Below are 13,688 nucleotides of genomic sequence, written 5' to 3'. Positions count from 1 at the left end.
AGGGCCGGACCATGGACGCACTGACCTGGTTCGGCCTGTTTGCGGTGACGGCGATGCTCGTCACCTATGCGCTGGAGGCGCGTTCGACCTGGTGGGTGCTCGGCTTTGCCGGTGCCTGCCTGCTGGGATCGGCCTATGGCTTCCTCCAGGGAGCCTGGCCGTTCGGAGTGGTCGAGGCGATCTGGTCGCTCGTCGCGCTGCGGCGCTGGTGGGGCATGCGGTCCGCCGCCTCGCAATAAGGTTGCGTCGGCGCCGATGCTTTGCTAGGCGCGCGCGTCCGCTGCCGGTCGGAAACCGGCGGCTTTTTCCAAGGAATTCGATGTGAAGCAGAACACCCACCCCGATTATCACATGATCAAGGTGCAGATGACCGACGGCACCGTGTACGAGACTCGCTCCACCTGGGGCAAGGAAGGCGATCTCATGCAGCTCGAGATCGATCCGCTCGCGCACCCGGCCTGGACCGGCGGTCGCGGTCAGCTGCTCGACCAGGGTGGCCAGGTCGCGCGCTTCAACAAGCGCTTCGGCGGTCTCACGCTCGGCAAGAAGTAAGCCGCGCGCGCCGGGCGCTGCCCGGCGTCGATGCTTCGGAACAGGCTCCCGCGCACCAACTGCGTCGGGAGCCTTTTTCTTGTGCCGTCGATATAGGCCATCGCGGCGGGGGCAGAGGGGGCAGAGGGCGTCTCCGCCAAAGACGCACATCCTCTGCATTCCGTCCCTTGAACCAAAACGCGGGGTGCGCTGGGCCATCGTCCAGGCCGGGGCCACCACGCTCGATGTGACATTCACAGGTTCGGGGCGGGCGGGGCATTATGCCGGGACGATCCTGGGCCACCTGCAGATCGAGTTCAATGCTGCACTCTATTGCGCCGCGAAGAGTGCCCGCGAGGTGGGGCACTCTCAGCTTTAGACGCCGTGGGCGCATGCAAGGTCGAGTTGGGGGGCGTCGCGGAAGGCAATGTCTATGCGTTGCCCAGCGATTCGGCGACCCCTCCGAGCGAGCAGGCCTATCGCCACCGGTCCGGCTATACGGCGGCAGTCGGATTCTTCAGCGATATGCGGCGCCGGTAGGGTCGGAGGTACCGCGTCGATGCAGGGCGTCGTCAGCGCTCCCGATGAGGAAGAATAGCGCGTCCGCACGGTGCCGACCGGCTCCTGCAGAACACCCTGCGTCCTGGTGCAGCGTCTGCAACGCGGAGCGACACAGGGCCATTTTTCGCGGCCCTTGGCGGAGAGGGTGACTGTCTGCTGCATATATTAACCCCCTAAAAAGACGCAATTTATTGTGCGCTCATTGCTTTTGGTGCCCCCACGAATGCCCCCGCGGCACCCATGCTCTCCGATGAAATCAGGTCATTGCGCTGGCCGCGCAGCCTGCCTTCCAGGCTTCGATGTCGCTTTCCCACCAGCCGACCCGATTACGACTGATCTGCACCGGCCTAGGGAACGTGCCAGCCTGGATCTGGCGATAGATCGTCGCGCGGTGGAGCGAGGTCTCGCGCCTGACGTCTTCCATCTTCAGCAAGCGTCCGCTGTGGCGCTGCGGGGCAGTGAAGGGGCTCATTTCCGACATAGGTGTGCTCTTGGGAGAAGGCGGGCGATGGTATTCCGCCCGCGGTTGAACTCGGTCGCTACGGCTGCGATGTCGCCGCCGGTGGCACGCAGCCGAGCGACGATCGCATCGTGCTCGGCTGCATCGATCGGATTCGGGTTGAGGGGTCGGGGCATCAGTCGGGCCCCAGCAGGAACAGCGTGCTGGTCGGCTGCACCGATCCTAACCGATATTCGCGGGCGATCGGCTCGGCCAGGCGGTCGTAGACTGTCTCGCCGTTCGCCATGACGACGTTTGCCAGGAACGCCTGCTCGAACGTCTCGACGTTGCTCTCGACGCTTTCCAGCTTCGCTTTGATCACCAGCATCAGCGCCCGGCCGCGTTGACGGATGACCTGGCCAACCTTCGCCTCGCGCCGCGTAGCGTTCAGACGGGACCCTCGGCCGTCGGTTGTCGGCGCGTCATCGAGCGTGGGCAGATCGACCCGGAAGCGAACGAGACGCTCGTCCAGGACGAACTGGATGGTGAATTGACGGGGCTCCTCAACCTGGGCGATTGAGGCGGCGCCGGCCCGCCGGAGCATGCCGACGATCTCCGCGATGGACCGCTCGAAGGCGACCTCTGTTCGCTCAGCGTACGCCATCAGCGTCGCCCCCCTGCCTTCGCGCGTTCGGTTTCAAGAACGGCAAGGATTTGGGGCAGCAGGCGCTTGCGGTCCTGCACCTTCTCCGCGATCGCCTTTGCGACGACATCATAGAGATTGTTCGGATCGACTTCTGGCCGCCGCGTTTGCATCGCCACCATGATCGCGGCGCCACATACCGACGCCGCGACCTGGATCACCATCGCAGTGACCTCGGTGTTGTTGAAGACGACTTGGGCCACGTCGACGTTACGCTGCATCAGCGCTTCGACGTCGCGATCCATCTTTCGGACCATATCCGCGACCATGCGCTCGCGCTCGGCCGTCATTCCGCGGCCGCCTTCTGCTCGAGGCGATCGGCGTCGAAGGCGAGCAGGGGGTGCACCCATCTGGCCGCGGCAGCGTAAAGGTCTGTCGTCAGGACCTCCGCGCAATCGCCGGTGAAGATCGCGGCGACCCGCAGGTTCTGCTCGGCCGTCTTGCGTTTCGACCAGCTCGCCACCGTATCGCGACCGACGAACGGTATTGCCAGCTCGAGGCGATGGTTGGCATCGAAAAGGTTGAAGAGCTCGGGGGAGGGGGTGAGCGCGCCAATTCCCCGCATGAGGTCGCCCGCGAGCTCCGTTTCAACCGCAACGACGTCCTGCAGTGGGATGCGGTACCCGTCTGCATTGAGCGAGCGTTCGAGCGCCAGGCACGCCAGCAGGGCTGCTGCCTGCTCCTTCATATCAGCCTCGAGCGTGCGGAAGTTCGCGAACGCGATGGGAAGGTCGGGGAGGACGAAGCACCTCCAGCCCTTCACCTGAGCGAGCGCCTCCTCGAACATGCCGGCGGTGCTGGCGTCGATCAGCTCGGCGCCGGCGGCATCCTCGCGCTGCTCGACGATGCTGAGCGGGGAAATGCGCCGCATGCCCGTCGAAGCCGTCCCGGCCGAGGTCAGCAGCATGCGCAGCTGGGCCCAGACGAAATAGTCGCGGGCCACCGTACCGCCGTCGAAGTGATCCTGGAGCAGCACGGTGCGGAGCATCGAACGGCGCAGCGAACGCATCGCCTGCACCCCGTCCTGGGTCAGGCCATAGTCACCCTTTGCCTGCCGATCGGCGCGGTCCCGCGCGGTCCAGTCATCGTTGCGGCGCTCGATCGCGGCCCCGTCCGCAAGCGGCTTGGCACCCGCCTGCGGCTCCGGGCGCAGCGCGCGCATACCCGTCGATCGCGGCGCCGGTGATGGCACCGGCTTCGTCGCCGCGGCCTGGGCTTTCCTGCTCGCCCACCAGAACCGGACATCCGCCTCGCCCTGTTCATCGATATCGACGGTGGCGATGACATCGCCCTCCGGCAGATGGATGGCACGCAGATCCTCCAGCCGTTCAATCTCCACCTCGTTCGGTTTGAACTCCGCGTCGAGCGCCGCGATCTGCGCCTCGGTACCGGGGAGCGGCCGATCGGCATCGTCGACCAGCTCATTGGCCGCGGCGAGCAATGCGAGGTTGCGGTCGAGCAGCTGCTGCTGGCGGGCCGCGTCCTCGGCCGACAACACGTCGATATTCGGGTGGATCTGCAGCGCGCTGTCGATGCGGTTGTAATCGTTGGTCGGCGGCGAGGCGGCAAAGCGGAGCTCGCGGCCGGTGCGGGCGCGGATCCGCTTGCGCAGCTGGTCGAGTTTCTCGCCTGCCAGGCGGCGGAGCAGGCCTTCGTCGGAGACGCGTCCGCGCACGTCGCCGGCATCGGCGAACAGGTCGAGCTCGAAGCGGCCGCCGGCGTTGCGATAGGCTTCCTCGCCGACATAGTGCAGCAGGTTGGTCAGCTCGCGATCGCCGACCTTCAGCAGGCTGTGCACCAGCTGCGCGGTCCATTGATGCGCCGGCAGCTGCTCGAACGCCTTCCACGCCTCGAGCTGGGCATCACGATCGTCGGTTGCGGCGAACGCCTTGGCGACGGCGATCGCGATCTTCTCGTCGGCATAGGCCTTGAAGATCGGTTCGGGCAGCTGGCCCAGGCGAACGCCGGCGCGAACCCAGTCGACGTCCTGGCCAAGGGAGTCTGCGATCTGCTCGAGCGAGGATCCGCGCCGCGCCGCGCGGGCGAGGGCGGCATAGGTCTCGTAGGGGTAGAGGTCGCGCCGGATCAGGTTCTCGGCCGTCGAGATCTCGATAAGCTGGGCCTCGGTGAGGCCTTCCCGTACCACCGCCTCGATCGGATAGTCGGTGGGCAGCTTGCCCTCGCCGACCAGGGCCTTGAGCGCGCGGTAGCGTCGGCCGCCGGCGATCGCGCCGAACTGCTTGGGATTGCCGAGCATCGGATGCACGACGAGCGGCATCAACAGCCCGCGCTGGAGGATCGACGCTTTCAGCGCGTCGATCGCGGCGATCGCGCGGCGATCGGTGCGCACATTGTAGGGCGAAACGCATAGCTGCCCGATCACGAATGTTCTAACGGTCATCGGCGTTCTCCAGTTTGGGCTGGTGGACGAGGCGCGCCGGCGGAGGCTTCCCGCCGGCGCGCCTGTTCGGCGGGTGCCGGCGCAAACCGCGACGGCCAGAAATCACAGGACATGAAGGCGCGTCGGATTGCGCCGAAGAGGACGTCGCATCGGGAGCCGTGCTCGCAATCGGCGCAGGTCGCGCCGTTCGGCAGCCGCCGCTCTGCCTCGTAGTTCGGCTCCCTCGCTATCATCGGCCGCCGAGCTCCCCGACCTGGGCGTCGATCGACTTCAGATCCTCGATAACCTGCTGCAGGGCGTGCCTGGTCAGCGCGGTCGCGAGGATCGGCGTCAGCGCGTGGCCGTCCGAAATCGCGAGCACCAAGCCGCCGAGCTCCGGCGTCGGCATCCAGCCAAGGCCGACGCCCTGCTCCAGGCGGGTGAGCTCGAAGGCGCCGCCTGGGCGCATCGAGGGGAGAATGACGTGCCCTGTTTCGGTCACCAGAAGAGGGCCGGGGAGCGCGGGCAAGACGGTGGGCCCGGGCGGGGGCAGGATCTCGACCTCACGCATGATCGACCACCGGCGGCGCCACGCGGCGCTCCTGCAGCTTCCGCGCCTCGCGCAGCGCCATAACGAGCCCGCCAAGGAGCTGGGTGGCGTGTGACTCGTCGAGATCGAAGTCGAGGAAGGGCCGAAACTCCTTCATGGGGCCAGGATCGACCGACAGGAGGAGCGAGACGCGGATCAGCTTGCCGTCTTCCGCAGGCTGAACATCGGTCGACCAGGGCGTGCCGAACCGGGTCATATGCCGAGCGCCTGCTTGTACGTCTCGAGCAGGTGCTCGGCCTCTTCGCGGTGGTGCTTCTCCATCCCGCGCAGGCGGACGATGGTGCGCATCGTCTTGACGTCGAAGCCGGTCGACTTCGCCTCGGCGTAGACATCCTTAATGTCGTCGCTCAGGCCCTTTTTCTCCTCCTCGAGGCGCTCGACGCGCTCGATCAGCAGCCGCAGCTGCTCGGCCGAAATGTTGTCGCTCATGGTTGCTTTCCGGGTTGGCCGGCCATCACCTGCAGGCCGGGGCCCGCCGCGATCGCGTCAGCGATGAAAAGGAAGCCGGTCGCGGCGCCGAGCCCGACCAGGACGAGGAAGCTGATCGAGCAGCCGCGCGGGATGCGGCGGTCCTCGGCGGGCTTCGTGCAGGCGCGGCAATCGCACCAGCTGGGGTGCAGCGCGTCGGGACGGGCGGGCAGGGGGCCGCGCCGATCGCCGAGGGGATTGTAGCGGGGGCGCCTGTGGCGCCGCTGGAGCGGTTCGGCGCCGATCATGCCGCCAGTCCCGTCGCTGTTGCGGCCACGGCCGGGGCGGCCGGGGGAAGCGCGCAGGCACTGCAGAGCTCGGCGGCGACCCAAGCACATCCGATATGGGTTACCGGGTCGATGCAGGCATCGTTCTCGCTGCAGGCGCAGAGGCGGCACAGGCGCGGCGCCGGCACACCCGTCGCCCCGCGCGCTATGTCGTCCAGATCCATCAGCACGACCTGGTCGAAACGGAAGACGTTGCGCAGCGTGTCGATGACGTCGGCGCCGATCGGCGTCTCGTCCGCCTCAACCAGGCGCAGCCAGCCGGCGCGGCCGAGCGCGTCCATGTGGGGGACCGTGCCGATTACGCCGGCCACGTCCTCAATCGACAGGCCAGCAGCTTCGCGCCGCAGGCGGAGATAGGTGCCGGGAGTGATCGCCATGGTGGCATCCTTTCGGGCAGCAAAAAGCCGTTCCCGGTGACGCTCCTGTCATCGGGCCCGGCGGGTCGGATCTGAGGTGCCGGCGGCTGCCGGCGGCGCGACGTCCCCTTCGCGTCAGGGCGGGACCTCCGGCCCGCCTGGCATGCCGACGCTGCGGCGGAGCGCCGCGATCGTTCGTGCGAGCGCGGTGGCGGCTTCCTCGCTTTCGCGGAGCGCCTCGCGCTTCAACTTCTCGGGCGCGCCTGGCGCCGTCGCCTGGATTACGGCGGCGCCGGCTTGGCCCGCCTCCAGGATGAATTCTGCGTTGAGCGTGGCGAGCTGGAGGATGTCGCCGAACTTCGTCTGCAGCTGCAGCTCGAGCTGCAGCGCATAAGTCTCGTGGATCGGGGCACCGACGCCGCCCGCGGCGATGTACGCCAGATCCAGCGCGATCGCACATTCAAGGGGAATCGATTCCGGCGTGTCCGGATCACCCCAGTTGCGTACGGTGCGCTCCTTCCGGTCGACCGTGCTCGCCATGCCCGCCCAGCCATCGGGCACAAGGCCGGCGATGCGGGACAAAGCGGCGTCGATCGACCCGGGGGCTCGAAGCTTCGTCATGCCGCTGCTCGAGCGGGCAAGCCCGCGCCGGCGTCCAGGGCGCGCCGGCGCGGGTGCGACCCGAGGGCGGGCGCGTGTTCCGAGTTCAGGTCGGCCCGCACCAGCTCAACGGAACGGCATGCAAAACGGGTCGGCGACTGCAAGAGACTGCCGCCGGCCCGTTCTGTACGCATACCGAGCAGACGAAGGGGGCTGCGCGCAATACCGGGGGGGAAGCGCGCAACTTGGCCCGTCTGCCAGGGGCCAAGGGGGGAAGATGAACAGGGGACGCCTTCGGGGGTGCGCGCGGCATGCTGCGCACCCCCTCCGGCCCTGGCGGTCGCGATCAGAGCAAACACGCCGACAGAAGGCAATTGGCCTCCGGCCGGGACGCTGGACGCGCCCCGGCCTTCGGCTATCGTTGGAGTTCCACCAACCAACGAAGGCTTATATTCCATGGACGAATCCGAAGACCTGCGCACTGCGCTGGTCCATCTCACGCAGGCCGTCGCCGAGCTCGGCACCGCCCTGTTCGAGTCGACCGAGGCTACGCCGCTGGAAAGTGCAACGCGCTTGCGAGCAGGCTTTGCTGAGCACCTCAAGCTTGCCGCCGTCGCGCTCGGTGCCGCCGGCGACAACGCCCACGAGCTGGCCCAGACGATTGAAAGCCAACCGCTTCCGCACCGATTTGTTTTTGGCGAAGGGATCAACTGATCGTTCATTCGCTGTCGCCGCTGAGATGGAGGAACAAGCTCCTGATGTAGCGGCGACGGCGTTCAGCGCGCTCATGACGCAGCCGCACGGCCGCGGCGCGCGACCTGTGCCAATTCTCGTCCGTTACCGTGCGACCTTCAGCGCGCGCTTTCTCGAGGTACCGCCGCATCTCGCGTTCCTCAATCGCAGCGATAATCGCCGACTCCACCAGATCTCGCGCCGGCCTGCTGCAGCCATCGCCGCGGCTGCGGCGGAAACAGTTCTCCCGATGATGTCGGTATCTGTTGCGCTGGATAATGAAGCGCGCTCCGACTGGATGTACGCCGCGAAACCGCACCAGGCCGATCTGAAATGACGGCGGGCCCTTCACGCGCGCAGTCCTTCGAGCTGGCCCGGTTCGCGGGGGTAAAGGTCCGGTCGCAAATCGTGGCGAGAAACGCCCGTAGCCGCTTCGACCTTCAAGACGTGCTCGGCCGGCAAAGGTTTGGAGCGCCTGATCCAGGTCCACACGGAGGGCTGCGTCACGCCCACAAGGCGCGCGAACGCGGATTGCGATCCGGCGATATTGATCGCCTGCTGCAATGCCTCGCTGGGGGTGGTGGCTACGTCCATAAACGTAACAATAGACGTGTTTATAAAAGAGTCAATATCAATAAATCCATTTTCATGGCGTCCTATAAACAGGGCTATAGGTTTAGGCCATGACGCTTGGTGAGAGAGTCCGCGATCGAATGAACGCGCTCGGCCTAAGCCAAGCCGAGCTGGCGCGCAGGGTGGGTGTGTCGCAGCCCTCGATCTACGCCCTTATCCATCGGAACAAGTCCGGGACGCGAAACCTTCATCTCATAGCCCGAGAGCTGAAGACGACGCCTGCCTATCTCACCGGCGAGACTGAGGATCCCGAGCAAGGGCCACCACCACCAGGCTATGATACGACGGAGCAACAGTTGGTCGCAGCGTTTCGGCGCCTGTCGGCAGAGCATCGGCTTGCAGTGGCTACAATCATCAACGGCTTGTTGGTGGGAGGACAGTCGCCAACCGGGAAACGTAATTAGCCGCCTTGGGGGAATCGAATGAAGTGTGTGTGCGGTGCGACGGGCTTTTCTAACCGTCTTGATGAGGCGTTGCAGTGTGCCAACTGTGGCCGCTTTTACCACGGAACAGAAGACACCGGTGAAGGCGAGGTTTCGCTTTGGAGCAAGCAGAGACCTGAACGTTTGCGGCCAACAGGTGTACCGTTCATCGTCGTTGGCCTCGTGGTGGGCCTGACGGCGTTGGGTTTCTACCTTTATGCGGAGACTCTGCCTGTCACCATCAGTGGTGACCTGGATCCGATCGACAAAATCGATGGCGTTTCACCGCCTCAAATGCCCAACCTGACCCGGATTGTCATGAGCAACTTGGCGATGGCATTCATGGGGGTGGGGCCCGTTCTCTGGCTCACGGGACAGATCATCAAAGCGATCTCCTGGCTGCCCGGTATACCCGTGGTCATTGAGCGGTCGCCGCATGCTAAATCTGTCGATGCGGTGCACGACGCTCCCATCGGATCCTCCTCTGATGTAAACGGGAGCGTCGCGGGGAGTTGAAGCATGAAAATCTATTTCGGCCTCGTACACAAGGATGAGGGCAGCGCGTATGGCTTGTCCTTTCCCGATCTGCCGGGCTGCTTCTCCGCTGCGGGCACCGTCGAGGATCTCGTCAAGAGTGCGGTTGCAGCGCTCGAGCTGTGGTTCGAGGATGCAGACGAAGCGGAGCCTGGCGACGTGACGAAGATCTCGGACGCGTATGCTCATGATTTAGCGAACGGCGCTTTCCTGCTTGCCATCCCGTATGTCGAGAAGGCGGGAAAGCGGATCGCTGAGATCCGTGGAGAGGTTCGAAGCGCCGTCCGACCGAATGAAGGCCGCTTTCGACTTTGATATCTACTCGGGCTTCCGCACCTTAGGTCTCTTCAGCGCTCCCCCCTCATACGGATCAGGCTGCCGCCCGCGCATGCAATTCGATTCCCAGAGATCCCACGAGCTGCACGAACGTCTCCAAGGTCGGATTTCCATCCGGCGCCAACGCCTTGTAGATCGACGAGCGGCCGATGCCGCTATCGCGTGACACCGCGCTGATGCCGCGCGCACGGGCGACGATCGCCAGCGCGTTGACGATCACCTTGGCGTCGCCAGTTGCGAGCGCCTGATCGAGCAGTTCGGCCTGGCTCTCTACATCGGCGAGATGATCGGCGGGATCGAACGGGGTGGCCTCAGGCACGATGTTCGGTCACCCATTGCTTCAGCGCTTCATCGATGCGCGATTGCCAGCCGTCGCCTCCCGCCTTGAAATAGGCAATGACGTCGGGCGACAGCCGAATGGTGGTGCTGACCTTGGTGGGCCGCTTCTGCGGCCCACGCTGGCGCTGCATCTTCGCCGCCAATTCCGGAAAGGCCTCCGTGAACGGCCGCGCGGCGGCGAAATCAGCCTCCGTCCACTCGGGATTATCAGACACGGCGTCCATATCCGCCTGCGTGAATTTTGGAGTGGTCATGGGAACAGCTCCCTTTCCTTCTTGCTGGCCGGGCGGGCGGAGATGATCGACAGCCCTTCCGTGCCAAGCGTGACGAAAATCACCGTAACGAGGCCGTTGAGCTGGCCGATCGCCGCGAGGCGACCTTCCTTGGCGGGGCGAACGATCGCCGACACGAAAAAATCCTCGGTCACGTCAACAAAGTCGATACCGTGCTTTACGAGGTTCGCTTCGCGCTTCGGTTCGTCCCAAACGATGATCATGCGGACCTTGTAGTAACAATTTGCTTGCCTCGCAAGGCAAATCGTTACTACGCTTGGTTTCATCCACGATTCACACTATGTTCTGCCTCGGGAGGCACGCCGACATGGATGGAACGCCGATCCGGCTGACACCGGCGATGTCGAGCCGCAAGCTGCAGGCCCTCGACCTGATCAAGCGCTATTACCTGCGCCACGGCAGCAGCCCGACGCTTGGCGAGATTGCGGGCGGCCTCGGCATCACGCGGCAGCGCGCCCATTCGCTGGTCCGTGCGCTGGAACGTGACCAGATGGTCCAGCGCGCGCGGGGCAAGACGCGCGGCATCATGCTCGCGAATGCCGCCGCCCAGGTGAGCGAAAGCGACGCGCTTCTCCAACTGTGCGAAGCCGGTTGGACGGTGCGGATCGGCAATATGGAATTGGTGCCGCCAGGCACGTTGACAACTACGCCACTGCCCGCGGGCCCGGCGCTCGATCATAAGCGGGACATCGAGCGGGGCAGTGGTGGATATGGTAGAGACAGGAAGCGGCGCGACGGCGCCGAAGGTGCGCGAGTTGATCGCGCGGGTGAACCAGCGGGCGCGTGATCTGCGCCTAGACGAGCAGGGCGGGGTGGTCGGCCCTGCCGCCGGGAGCGTCGGCTGGTCGACGAAGTCGGACCCCAAACGCCCCAAGACCCGCGCCGGCCGGCAGCTGGAGCAGCACCGCAAAGCGCGCCGGGACGCCAGCCGGCGCAACTGGCAGGAGCGCCATCCCGAACTCGCCGCGGTTGAGCGCAGCCTTCGGGTAGAGCGCGCCCAGGTGCTTGATCGCTGGGACCATAAGCGCGAAGGTACGCCGGCCACGCACGAGGCGGTGCGGCGTGGGCGCATCGGCGCAATCGCGCGGCTGTACCAGAGCGGTGCCCTGAACGACGATCAGCTGGCGTTCGCGCAGGAGATCTCCGCCATCATCGAGCTCATCTCGGCCGACGTGACGGTACGTGCCGCCAGCCTGCAGAGCCGGGTCGACGCAAAGCGGGTATTCGACGACGTGTTCTTCGAATCGCTGGCTCGGGTGCAGCGCGAGGTCGCCTATGGCACTTGGCGGGCGTGGCTCGGTCCCCGGGCGGCGCCTGTACTCGACGTCATTGCCGCGGACGTCGCCTTGACGGTGGCTGCCGCCCGGCATCGGATGCACCATCGTAGGCTGACCCGACTGCTGATCGACGCGCTGGACCATTGGCCGGCCTGTCTGGCGGCTGCTCGGCGCGAGGTTGATCCCGCGACCCTGGCCGCCGCCCAAGCGGCAATTCTGTAGGGGTTGACGAAAAAGAGACTGCCGAACTGGCCACGTAACGGCCAAAAACGACCCCGCGACAATTGCGTCCTGAGCCCGGCGGTTTCCCCTCAACCCGCCGGGCTCTTGCGTTTCCGGAGGTGGCCCATGGCTCAAAATCCGGACCTGGCAGCCAAGCTCGAGCGGCAAAGCTTCGCCCTCGACGAGCTGATCCAGGAAGCGCGGCTCGGCGTGCGCGACCCCGCGCACTTCGATGCCCTGGAAGAGCGCGCACAACAGATCGCAAGCGCCATCGTCGCTCCTTTCCGTTTCCCGTCCGACCGTCAGCCCAGCGCCCGCACGGCGCCCGGCCGACGTGGCGGCTGCTGGGCCTGGTAACCTCCCGGAGTATCCACATGGATCGCATCGACCTCCGCGTTCTGGGCCGTGTGGCCCGGGGCGGCAAACCCGACGACGTCGTGCCGGTGACCCGCGGCTCGCTGGCGCTGATGGCCCGCGAGCTCGCCACGCTGCGCCGCCAGGTGCCCGCGCAGTGACCGCCAAGCCCAGGACGCCGCGGACGAGCGAAGCGGCGATCGCACTGCTCGAGCGGTATGCCAAGCTCGACGGGCAGCTGCTGCTGATCCGCGGCGCCCGCGAGGCGGCGATCGCCGCAGCGACCACGGCGGCCGATACCGAGTCCCTGCCTATCGTGGCCGAGATGGATCTGCTGCGCGACGCGCTGGAGCCGTGGTGGCGCAAGAATGCCGCCGAGCTGACCCGCGGGAAGCGGAAGTCCATCGCGCTTGGCGGCTGCACCATCGGCACGAAGCTCGGGAAAGACACCCTGTCGCTCAAGGGTGACGACTTCGACGCGGCCGCGGCCGCCCTGCAGGCGGCACGCTGGGGGAAGCCGTACATCTCGATCAAGGTGAGCGTCGACAAGACGGCAGCGCTCAAGGCGATCGACGGCCCGCACGCCGCGCGCCTGGCCGAGCTCGGCTTCAGCCGGAAGCCCGGCGCCGACGCGTTCTTCGTGACGCCGATCGCCCAGGCCGGCGCGGTGGACGAACCGCGCAGCTGATGGCCCGCCGGCGGATTGACCCGACGCGCCGCCTGGCGCGCGCGATTCTCACCAATGCCCGGGCTGCAGGCTGCGAGCTCGTCCCGGTCGCCGAGCGGTCCAAGCCTTGGAACACGGCCACCTTCGACGGCCTCCGCCTCGAATACACCTTCAACGCCGTGGCCGGCGACGCGCTGGACAGATGGCTGGAGCAGCTACCCAGCGTCGACTTCCGCACGCCAGGCCACCTTGTTGCCGACATCGCCACCGCCAGCGTCGCCTGGTCGACGGACGTGGCCACGGTCCTGATCAACGCGCTCACCGTCGAGGAGCGCTGACCCCAAGGAGTTCACCATGCGCGGCTTCAAGATCCTCCTCCTGTCGGCCCTGTCTCTGATGACGCGACCCACGGCCGCTTCGGCCGGGTACGACATCCTCCGCGATCCCGGCCTGTCGCTCTCCCTTCTGCCGAAGGAGCGGGTGCGGAGCATCTTCACCGTTCGGAAGCCCTCGGGCAGCATTGCGCAGCTCAACCGCCACACCGGCGAGCCGCACGAGCACCGCCGCGAGATCGCCCGCAACCTGCGCCGCCAGCGCCCCGCCTGATGCCCTTCCAGCCGCCTCGGTTCGGCGCCGCCAAGCGCAAGCCGTGGCAGCCGGTGCGCGGCACGCCCGATCGGCGCAAGCGCGGCCGAGCTGGCCAGCGCGATCGCGCCCAGGTCCTCGCCGAGGAGCCGCTCTGCCGAACCTGCCTGGCGGCTGGCAAGACGGCGCCCAGTGAGGTGGTCGACCACATCAAGCCGCTCAGCGAGGGCGGCAGCGATGAGCGGTCGAACAAACAGGGCCTCTGCCACCCCTGCCACGACGCGAAGTCGGCGGCCGAGCGCGCCGCCGGCGCCCGGGCCCGCGCGACCCACCGCTGACCCGGCCGGGGGGGGGAGGGG

Annotated in this window: 28 protein-coding genes; 14 read left to right on the top strand and 14 right to left on the bottom strand. The window is 66.5% G+C overall.

Features of this window, described 5'->3' with window-relative positions; genetic code table 11:
* Positions 1-11: 11 nt before the first annotated feature.
* Positions 12-239, top strand: coding sequence for a hypothetical protein (locus S2M10_RS06075; RefSeq protein ID WP_168845306.1), 228 nt, complete (start codon positions 12-14; stop codon positions 237-239).
* Positions 240-321: 82 nt separating this feature from the next.
* Positions 322-552: a 50S ribosomal protein L31 gene (rpmE, locus tag S2M10_RS06070; RefSeq protein ID WP_064313046.1), complete on the top strand. Its 231-nt coding sequence runs from the start codon at positions 322-324 to the stop codon at positions 550-552.
* Between the two features lie 796 nt (positions 553-1,348).
* Here rpmE and S2M10_RS06065 read toward each other — a convergent pair.
* From S2M10_RS06065 to S2M10_RS06020, 10 genes are all read right to left on the bottom strand, one after another.
* Entirely contained in the window at positions 1,349-1,564 is a 216-nt protein-coding gene (locus S2M10_RS06065) for an AlpA family phage regulatory protein (RefSeq protein WP_168845305.1), read from the bottom strand.
* 163 nt (positions 1,565-1,727) lie between these two features.
* A complete protein-coding gene (locus tag S2M10_RS06060; protein WP_168845304.1) occupies positions 1,728-2,195 on the bottom strand; it encodes a hypothetical protein in 468 nt (155 codons plus the stop codon).
* The gene (locus S2M10_RS06055; protein ID WP_168845303.1) at positions 2,195-2,524 is read right to left on the bottom strand and encodes a hypothetical protein; all 330 of its coding nucleotides are present in this window, start codon (positions 2,522-2,524) and stop codon (positions 2,195-2,197) included. The genes S2M10_RS06060 and S2M10_RS06055 overlap by 1 nt, the downstream gene beginning before the upstream one ends.
* Entirely contained in the window at positions 2,521-4,635 is a 2,115-nt protein-coding gene (locus S2M10_RS06050; protein WP_168845302.1) for a ParB/RepB/Spo0J family partition protein, read from the bottom strand. The genes S2M10_RS06055 and S2M10_RS06050 overlap by 4 nt, the downstream gene beginning before the upstream one ends.
* A 229-nt stretch (positions 4,636-4,864) precedes the next feature.
* Positions 4,865-5,185 (bottom strand): hypothetical protein, encoded by a 321-nt coding sequence (locus S2M10_RS06045; RefSeq protein ID WP_168845301.1) that lies wholly within the window; start codon positions 5,183-5,185, stop codon positions 4,865-4,867.
* Positions 5,178-5,420 carry a hypothetical protein gene (locus S2M10_RS06040; protein ID WP_168845300.1) on the bottom strand — a complete coding sequence of 81 codons (243 nt, stop codon included), beginning with the start codon at positions 5,418-5,420 and terminating at the stop codon, positions 5,178-5,180. The genes S2M10_RS06045 and S2M10_RS06040 overlap by 8 nt, the downstream gene beginning before the upstream one ends.
* Entirely contained in the window at positions 5,417-5,653 is a 237-nt protein-coding gene (locus S2M10_RS06035; RefSeq protein ID WP_168845299.1) for a DUF2312 domain-containing protein, read from the bottom strand. The genes S2M10_RS06040 and S2M10_RS06035 overlap by 4 nt, the downstream gene beginning before the upstream one ends.
* Complete coding sequence (locus tag S2M10_RS06030; protein WP_168845298.1) at positions 5,650-5,940, bottom strand: hypothetical protein; 291 nt, start codon at positions 5,938-5,940, stop codon at positions 5,650-5,652. Before S2M10_RS06030 ends, S2M10_RS06035 begins: the two co-directional genes overlap by 4 nt.
* Positions 5,937-6,356: a helix-turn-helix transcriptional regulator gene (locus tag S2M10_RS06025; protein WP_168845297.1), complete on the bottom strand. Its 420-nt coding sequence runs from the start codon at positions 6,354-6,356 to the stop codon at positions 5,937-5,939. The genes S2M10_RS06030 and S2M10_RS06025 overlap by 4 nt, the downstream gene beginning before the upstream one ends.
* A gap of 114 nt (positions 6,357-6,470) precedes the next feature.
* Positions 6,471-6,956: an iron-containing alcohol dehydrogenase gene (locus S2M10_RS06020; RefSeq protein WP_168845296.1), complete on the bottom strand. Its 486-nt coding sequence runs from the start codon at positions 6,954-6,956 to the stop codon at positions 6,471-6,473.
* Positions 6,957-7,391: 435 nt separating this feature from the next.
* On the opposite strand from S2M10_RS06020, the gene S2M10_RS06015 reads away from it, so the two are divergent.
* Complete coding sequence (locus tag S2M10_RS06015) at positions 7,392-7,649, top strand: hypothetical protein (RefSeq protein ID WP_168845295.1); 258 nt, start codon at positions 7,392-7,394, stop codon at positions 7,647-7,649.
* Complete coding sequence (locus S2M10_RS06010) at positions 7,597-8,004, top strand: hypothetical protein (protein WP_168845294.1); 408 nt, start codon at positions 7,597-7,599, stop codon at positions 8,002-8,004. The genes S2M10_RS06015 and S2M10_RS06010 overlap by 53 nt, the downstream gene beginning before the upstream one ends.
* 11 nt (positions 8,005-8,015) lie before the next feature.
* Here the strand turns inward: S2M10_RS06010 and S2M10_RS06005 are convergent, their stop codons facing one another.
* Positions 8,016-8,261: a helix-turn-helix domain-containing protein gene (locus S2M10_RS06005; protein WP_168845293.1), complete on the bottom strand. Its 246-nt coding sequence runs from the start codon at positions 8,259-8,261 to the stop codon at positions 8,016-8,018.
* A gap of 461 nt (positions 8,262-8,722) precedes the next feature.
* Between S2M10_RS06005 and S2M10_RS05995 the strand changes: the two genes are divergently transcribed.
* Positions 8,723-9,238 carry a hypothetical protein gene (locus tag S2M10_RS05995; protein ID WP_168845291.1) on the top strand — a complete coding sequence of 172 codons (516 nt, stop codon included), beginning with the start codon at positions 8,723-8,725 and terminating at the stop codon, positions 9,236-9,238.
* Positions 9,239-9,241: 3 nt separating this feature from the next.
* The gene (locus S2M10_RS05990; protein ID WP_168845290.1) at positions 9,242-9,571 is read left to right on the top strand and encodes a type II toxin-antitoxin system HicB family antitoxin; all 330 of its coding nucleotides are present in this window, start codon (positions 9,242-9,244) and stop codon (positions 9,569-9,571) included.
* A 55-nt stretch (positions 9,572-9,626) separates the two neighbouring features.
* Here S2M10_RS05990 and S2M10_RS05985 read toward each other — a convergent pair whose 3' ends face one another.
* From S2M10_RS05985 to S2M10_RS05975, 3 genes are read right to left on the bottom strand one after another with little or no spacing between them, the layout of a single operon-like run.
* Entirely contained in the window at positions 9,627-9,911 is a 285-nt protein-coding gene (locus S2M10_RS05985; RefSeq protein ID WP_168845289.1) for an addiction module antidote protein, read from the bottom strand.
* The gene (locus S2M10_RS05980; RefSeq protein ID WP_168845288.1) at positions 9,904-10,185 is read right to left on the bottom strand and encodes a BrnA antitoxin family protein; all 282 of its coding nucleotides are present in this window, start codon (positions 10,183-10,185) and stop codon (positions 9,904-9,906) included. The genes S2M10_RS05985 and S2M10_RS05980 overlap by 8 nt, the downstream gene beginning before the upstream one ends.
* Positions 10,182-10,427, bottom strand: coding sequence for a BrnT family toxin (locus S2M10_RS05975; RefSeq protein WP_168845287.1), 246 nt, complete (start codon positions 10,425-10,427; stop codon positions 10,182-10,184). The genes S2M10_RS05980 and S2M10_RS05975 overlap by 4 nt, the downstream gene beginning before the upstream one ends.
* 104 nt (positions 10,428-10,531) lie before the next feature.
* On the opposite strand from S2M10_RS05975, the gene S2M10_RS05970 reads away from it, so the two are divergent.
* From S2M10_RS05970 to S2M10_RS05945, 8 genes are all read left to right on the top strand, one after another.
* Complete coding sequence (locus S2M10_RS05970; protein WP_168845286.1) at positions 10,532-11,011, top strand: Rrf2 family transcriptional regulator; 480 nt, start codon at positions 10,532-10,534, stop codon at positions 11,009-11,011.
* Positions 10,935-11,723, top strand: a complete 789-nt coding sequence (locus tag S2M10_RS22385; RefSeq protein WP_211090898.1) for a hypothetical protein — start codon at positions 10,935-10,937, stop codon at positions 11,721-11,723. Before S2M10_RS05970 ends, S2M10_RS22385 begins: the two co-directional genes overlap by 77 nt.
* A 126-nt stretch (positions 11,724-11,849) precedes the next feature.
* Positions 11,850-12,080, top strand: coding sequence for a hypothetical protein (locus S2M10_RS22615; RefSeq protein ID WP_247650671.1), 231 nt, complete (start codon positions 11,850-11,852; stop codon positions 12,078-12,080).
* A 17-nt stretch (positions 12,081-12,097) separates the two neighbouring features.
* Positions 12,098-12,238 (top strand): hypothetical protein, encoded by a 141-nt coding sequence (locus S2M10_RS22610; protein WP_247650670.1) that lies wholly within the window; start codon positions 12,098-12,100, stop codon positions 12,236-12,238.
* Positions 12,235-12,765 carry a host-nuclease inhibitor Gam family protein gene (locus S2M10_RS22605; RefSeq protein WP_348770538.1) on the top strand — a complete coding sequence of 177 codons (531 nt, stop codon included), beginning with the start codon at positions 12,235-12,237 and terminating at the stop codon, positions 12,763-12,765. Before S2M10_RS22610 ends, S2M10_RS22605 begins: the two co-directional genes overlap by 4 nt.
* Positions 12,765-13,082, top strand: a complete 318-nt coding sequence (locus S2M10_RS05955; RefSeq protein ID WP_168845284.1) for a hypothetical protein — start codon at positions 12,765-12,767, stop codon at positions 13,080-13,082. The genes S2M10_RS22605 and S2M10_RS05955 overlap by 1 nt, the downstream gene beginning before the upstream one ends.
* Positions 13,083-13,098: 16 nt before the next feature.
* A complete protein-coding gene (locus tag S2M10_RS05950) occupies positions 13,099-13,350 on the top strand; it encodes a hypothetical protein (protein ID WP_168845283.1) in 252 nt (83 codons plus the stop codon).
* Complete coding sequence (locus S2M10_RS05945) at positions 13,350-13,667, top strand: HNH endonuclease signature motif containing protein (RefSeq protein ID WP_168845282.1); 318 nt, start codon at positions 13,350-13,352, stop codon at positions 13,665-13,667. Before S2M10_RS05950 ends, S2M10_RS05945 begins: the two co-directional genes overlap by 1 nt.
* Positions 13,668-13,688: the final 21 nt, after the last annotated feature.

The sequence above is a fragment of the Sphingomonas sp. S2M10 genome (assembly GCF_012650175.1).
GTDB lineage: Bacteria > Pseudomonadota > Alphaproteobacteria > Sphingomonadales > Sphingomonadaceae > Sphingomonas.
This window is presented reverse-complemented; position numbering and strand designations above follow the sequence as displayed.

Excerpts from the sequence above, each read along its gene's own strand:
- S2M10_RS06075 (WP_168845306.1), top strand. The coding sequence starts at position 12 with ATGGACGCACTGACCTGGTTCGGCCTGTTTGCGGTGACGGCGATGCTC.
- S2M10_RS06065 (WP_168845305.1), bottom strand. The coding sequence starts at position 1,564 with ATGAGCCCCTTCACTGCCCCGCAGCGCCACAGCGGACGCTTGCTGAAG.
- S2M10_RS06060 (WP_168845304.1), bottom strand. The coding sequence starts at position 2,195 with ATGGCGTACGCTGAGCGAACAGAGGTCGCCTTCGAGCGGTCCATCGCG.
- S2M10_RS06055 (WP_168845303.1), bottom strand. The coding sequence starts at position 2,524 with ATGACGGCCGAGCGCGAGCGCATGGTCGCGGATATGGTCCGAAAGATG.
- S2M10_RS06050 (WP_168845302.1), bottom strand. The coding sequence starts at position 4,635 with ATGACCGTTAGAACATTCGTGATCGGGCAGCTATGCGTTTCGCCCTAC.
- S2M10_RS06045 (WP_168845301.1), bottom strand. The coding sequence starts at position 5,185 with ATGCGTGAGGTCGAGATCCTGCCCCCGCCCGGGCCCACCGTCTTGCCC.
- S2M10_RS06040 (WP_168845300.1), bottom strand. The coding sequence starts at position 5,420 with ATGACCCGGTTCGGCACGCCCTGGTCGACCGATGTTCAGCCTGCGGAA.
- S2M10_RS06035 (WP_168845299.1), bottom strand. The coding sequence starts at position 5,653 with ATGAGCGACAACATTTCGGCCGAGCAGCTGCGGCTGCTGATCGAGCGC.
- S2M10_RS06030 (WP_168845298.1), bottom strand. The coding sequence starts at position 5,940 with ATGATCGGCGCCGAACCGCTCCAGCGGCGCCACAGGCGCCCCCGCTAC.
- S2M10_RS06025 (WP_168845297.1), bottom strand. The coding sequence starts at position 6,356 with ATGGCGATCACTCCCGGCACCTATCTCCGCCTGCGGCGCGAAGCTGCT.
- S2M10_RS06020 (WP_168845296.1), bottom strand. The coding sequence starts at position 6,956 with ATGACGAAGCTTCGAGCCCCCGGGTCGATCGACGCCGCTTTGTCCCGC.
- S2M10_RS06015 (WP_168845295.1), top strand. The coding sequence starts at position 7,392 with ATGGACGAATCCGAAGACCTGCGCACTGCGCTGGTCCATCTCACGCAG.
- S2M10_RS06005 (WP_168845293.1), bottom strand. The coding sequence starts at position 8,261 with ATGGACGTAGCCACCACCCCCAGCGAGGCATTGCAGCAGGCGATCAAT.
- S2M10_RS05995 (WP_168845291.1), top strand. The coding sequence starts at position 8,723 with ATGAAGTGTGTGTGCGGTGCGACGGGCTTTTCTAACCGTCTTGATGAG.
- S2M10_RS05990 (WP_168845290.1), top strand. The coding sequence starts at position 9,242 with ATGAAAATCTATTTCGGCCTCGTACACAAGGATGAGGGCAGCGCGTAT.
- S2M10_RS05980 (WP_168845288.1), bottom strand. The coding sequence starts at position 10,185 with ATGACCACTCCAAAATTCACGCAGGCGGATATGGACGCCGTGTCTGAT.
- S2M10_RS05975 (WP_168845287.1), bottom strand. The coding sequence starts at position 10,427 with ATGATCATCGTTTGGGACGAACCGAAGCGCGAAGCGAACCTCGTAAAG.
- S2M10_RS05970 (WP_168845286.1), top strand. The coding sequence starts at position 10,532 with ATGGATGGAACGCCGATCCGGCTGACACCGGCGATGTCGAGCCGCAAG.
- S2M10_RS22385 (WP_211090898.1), top strand. The coding sequence starts at position 10,935 with ATGGTAGAGACAGGAAGCGGCGCGACGGCGCCGAAGGTGCGCGAGTTG.
- S2M10_RS22615 (WP_247650671.1), top strand. The coding sequence starts at position 11,850 with ATGGCTCAAAATCCGGACCTGGCAGCCAAGCTCGAGCGGCAAAGCTTC.
- S2M10_RS22610 (WP_247650670.1), top strand. The coding sequence starts at position 12,098 with ATGGATCGCATCGACCTCCGCGTTCTGGGCCGTGTGGCCCGGGGCGGC.
- S2M10_RS05955 (WP_168845284.1), top strand. The coding sequence starts at position 12,765 with ATGGCCCGCCGGCGGATTGACCCGACGCGCCGCCTGGCGCGCGCGATT.
- S2M10_RS05950 (WP_168845283.1), top strand. The coding sequence starts at position 13,099 with ATGCGCGGCTTCAAGATCCTCCTCCTGTCGGCCCTGTCTCTGATGACG.
- S2M10_RS05945 (WP_168845282.1), top strand. The coding sequence starts at position 13,350 with ATGCCCTTCCAGCCGCCTCGGTTCGGCGCCGCCAAGCGCAAGCCGTGG.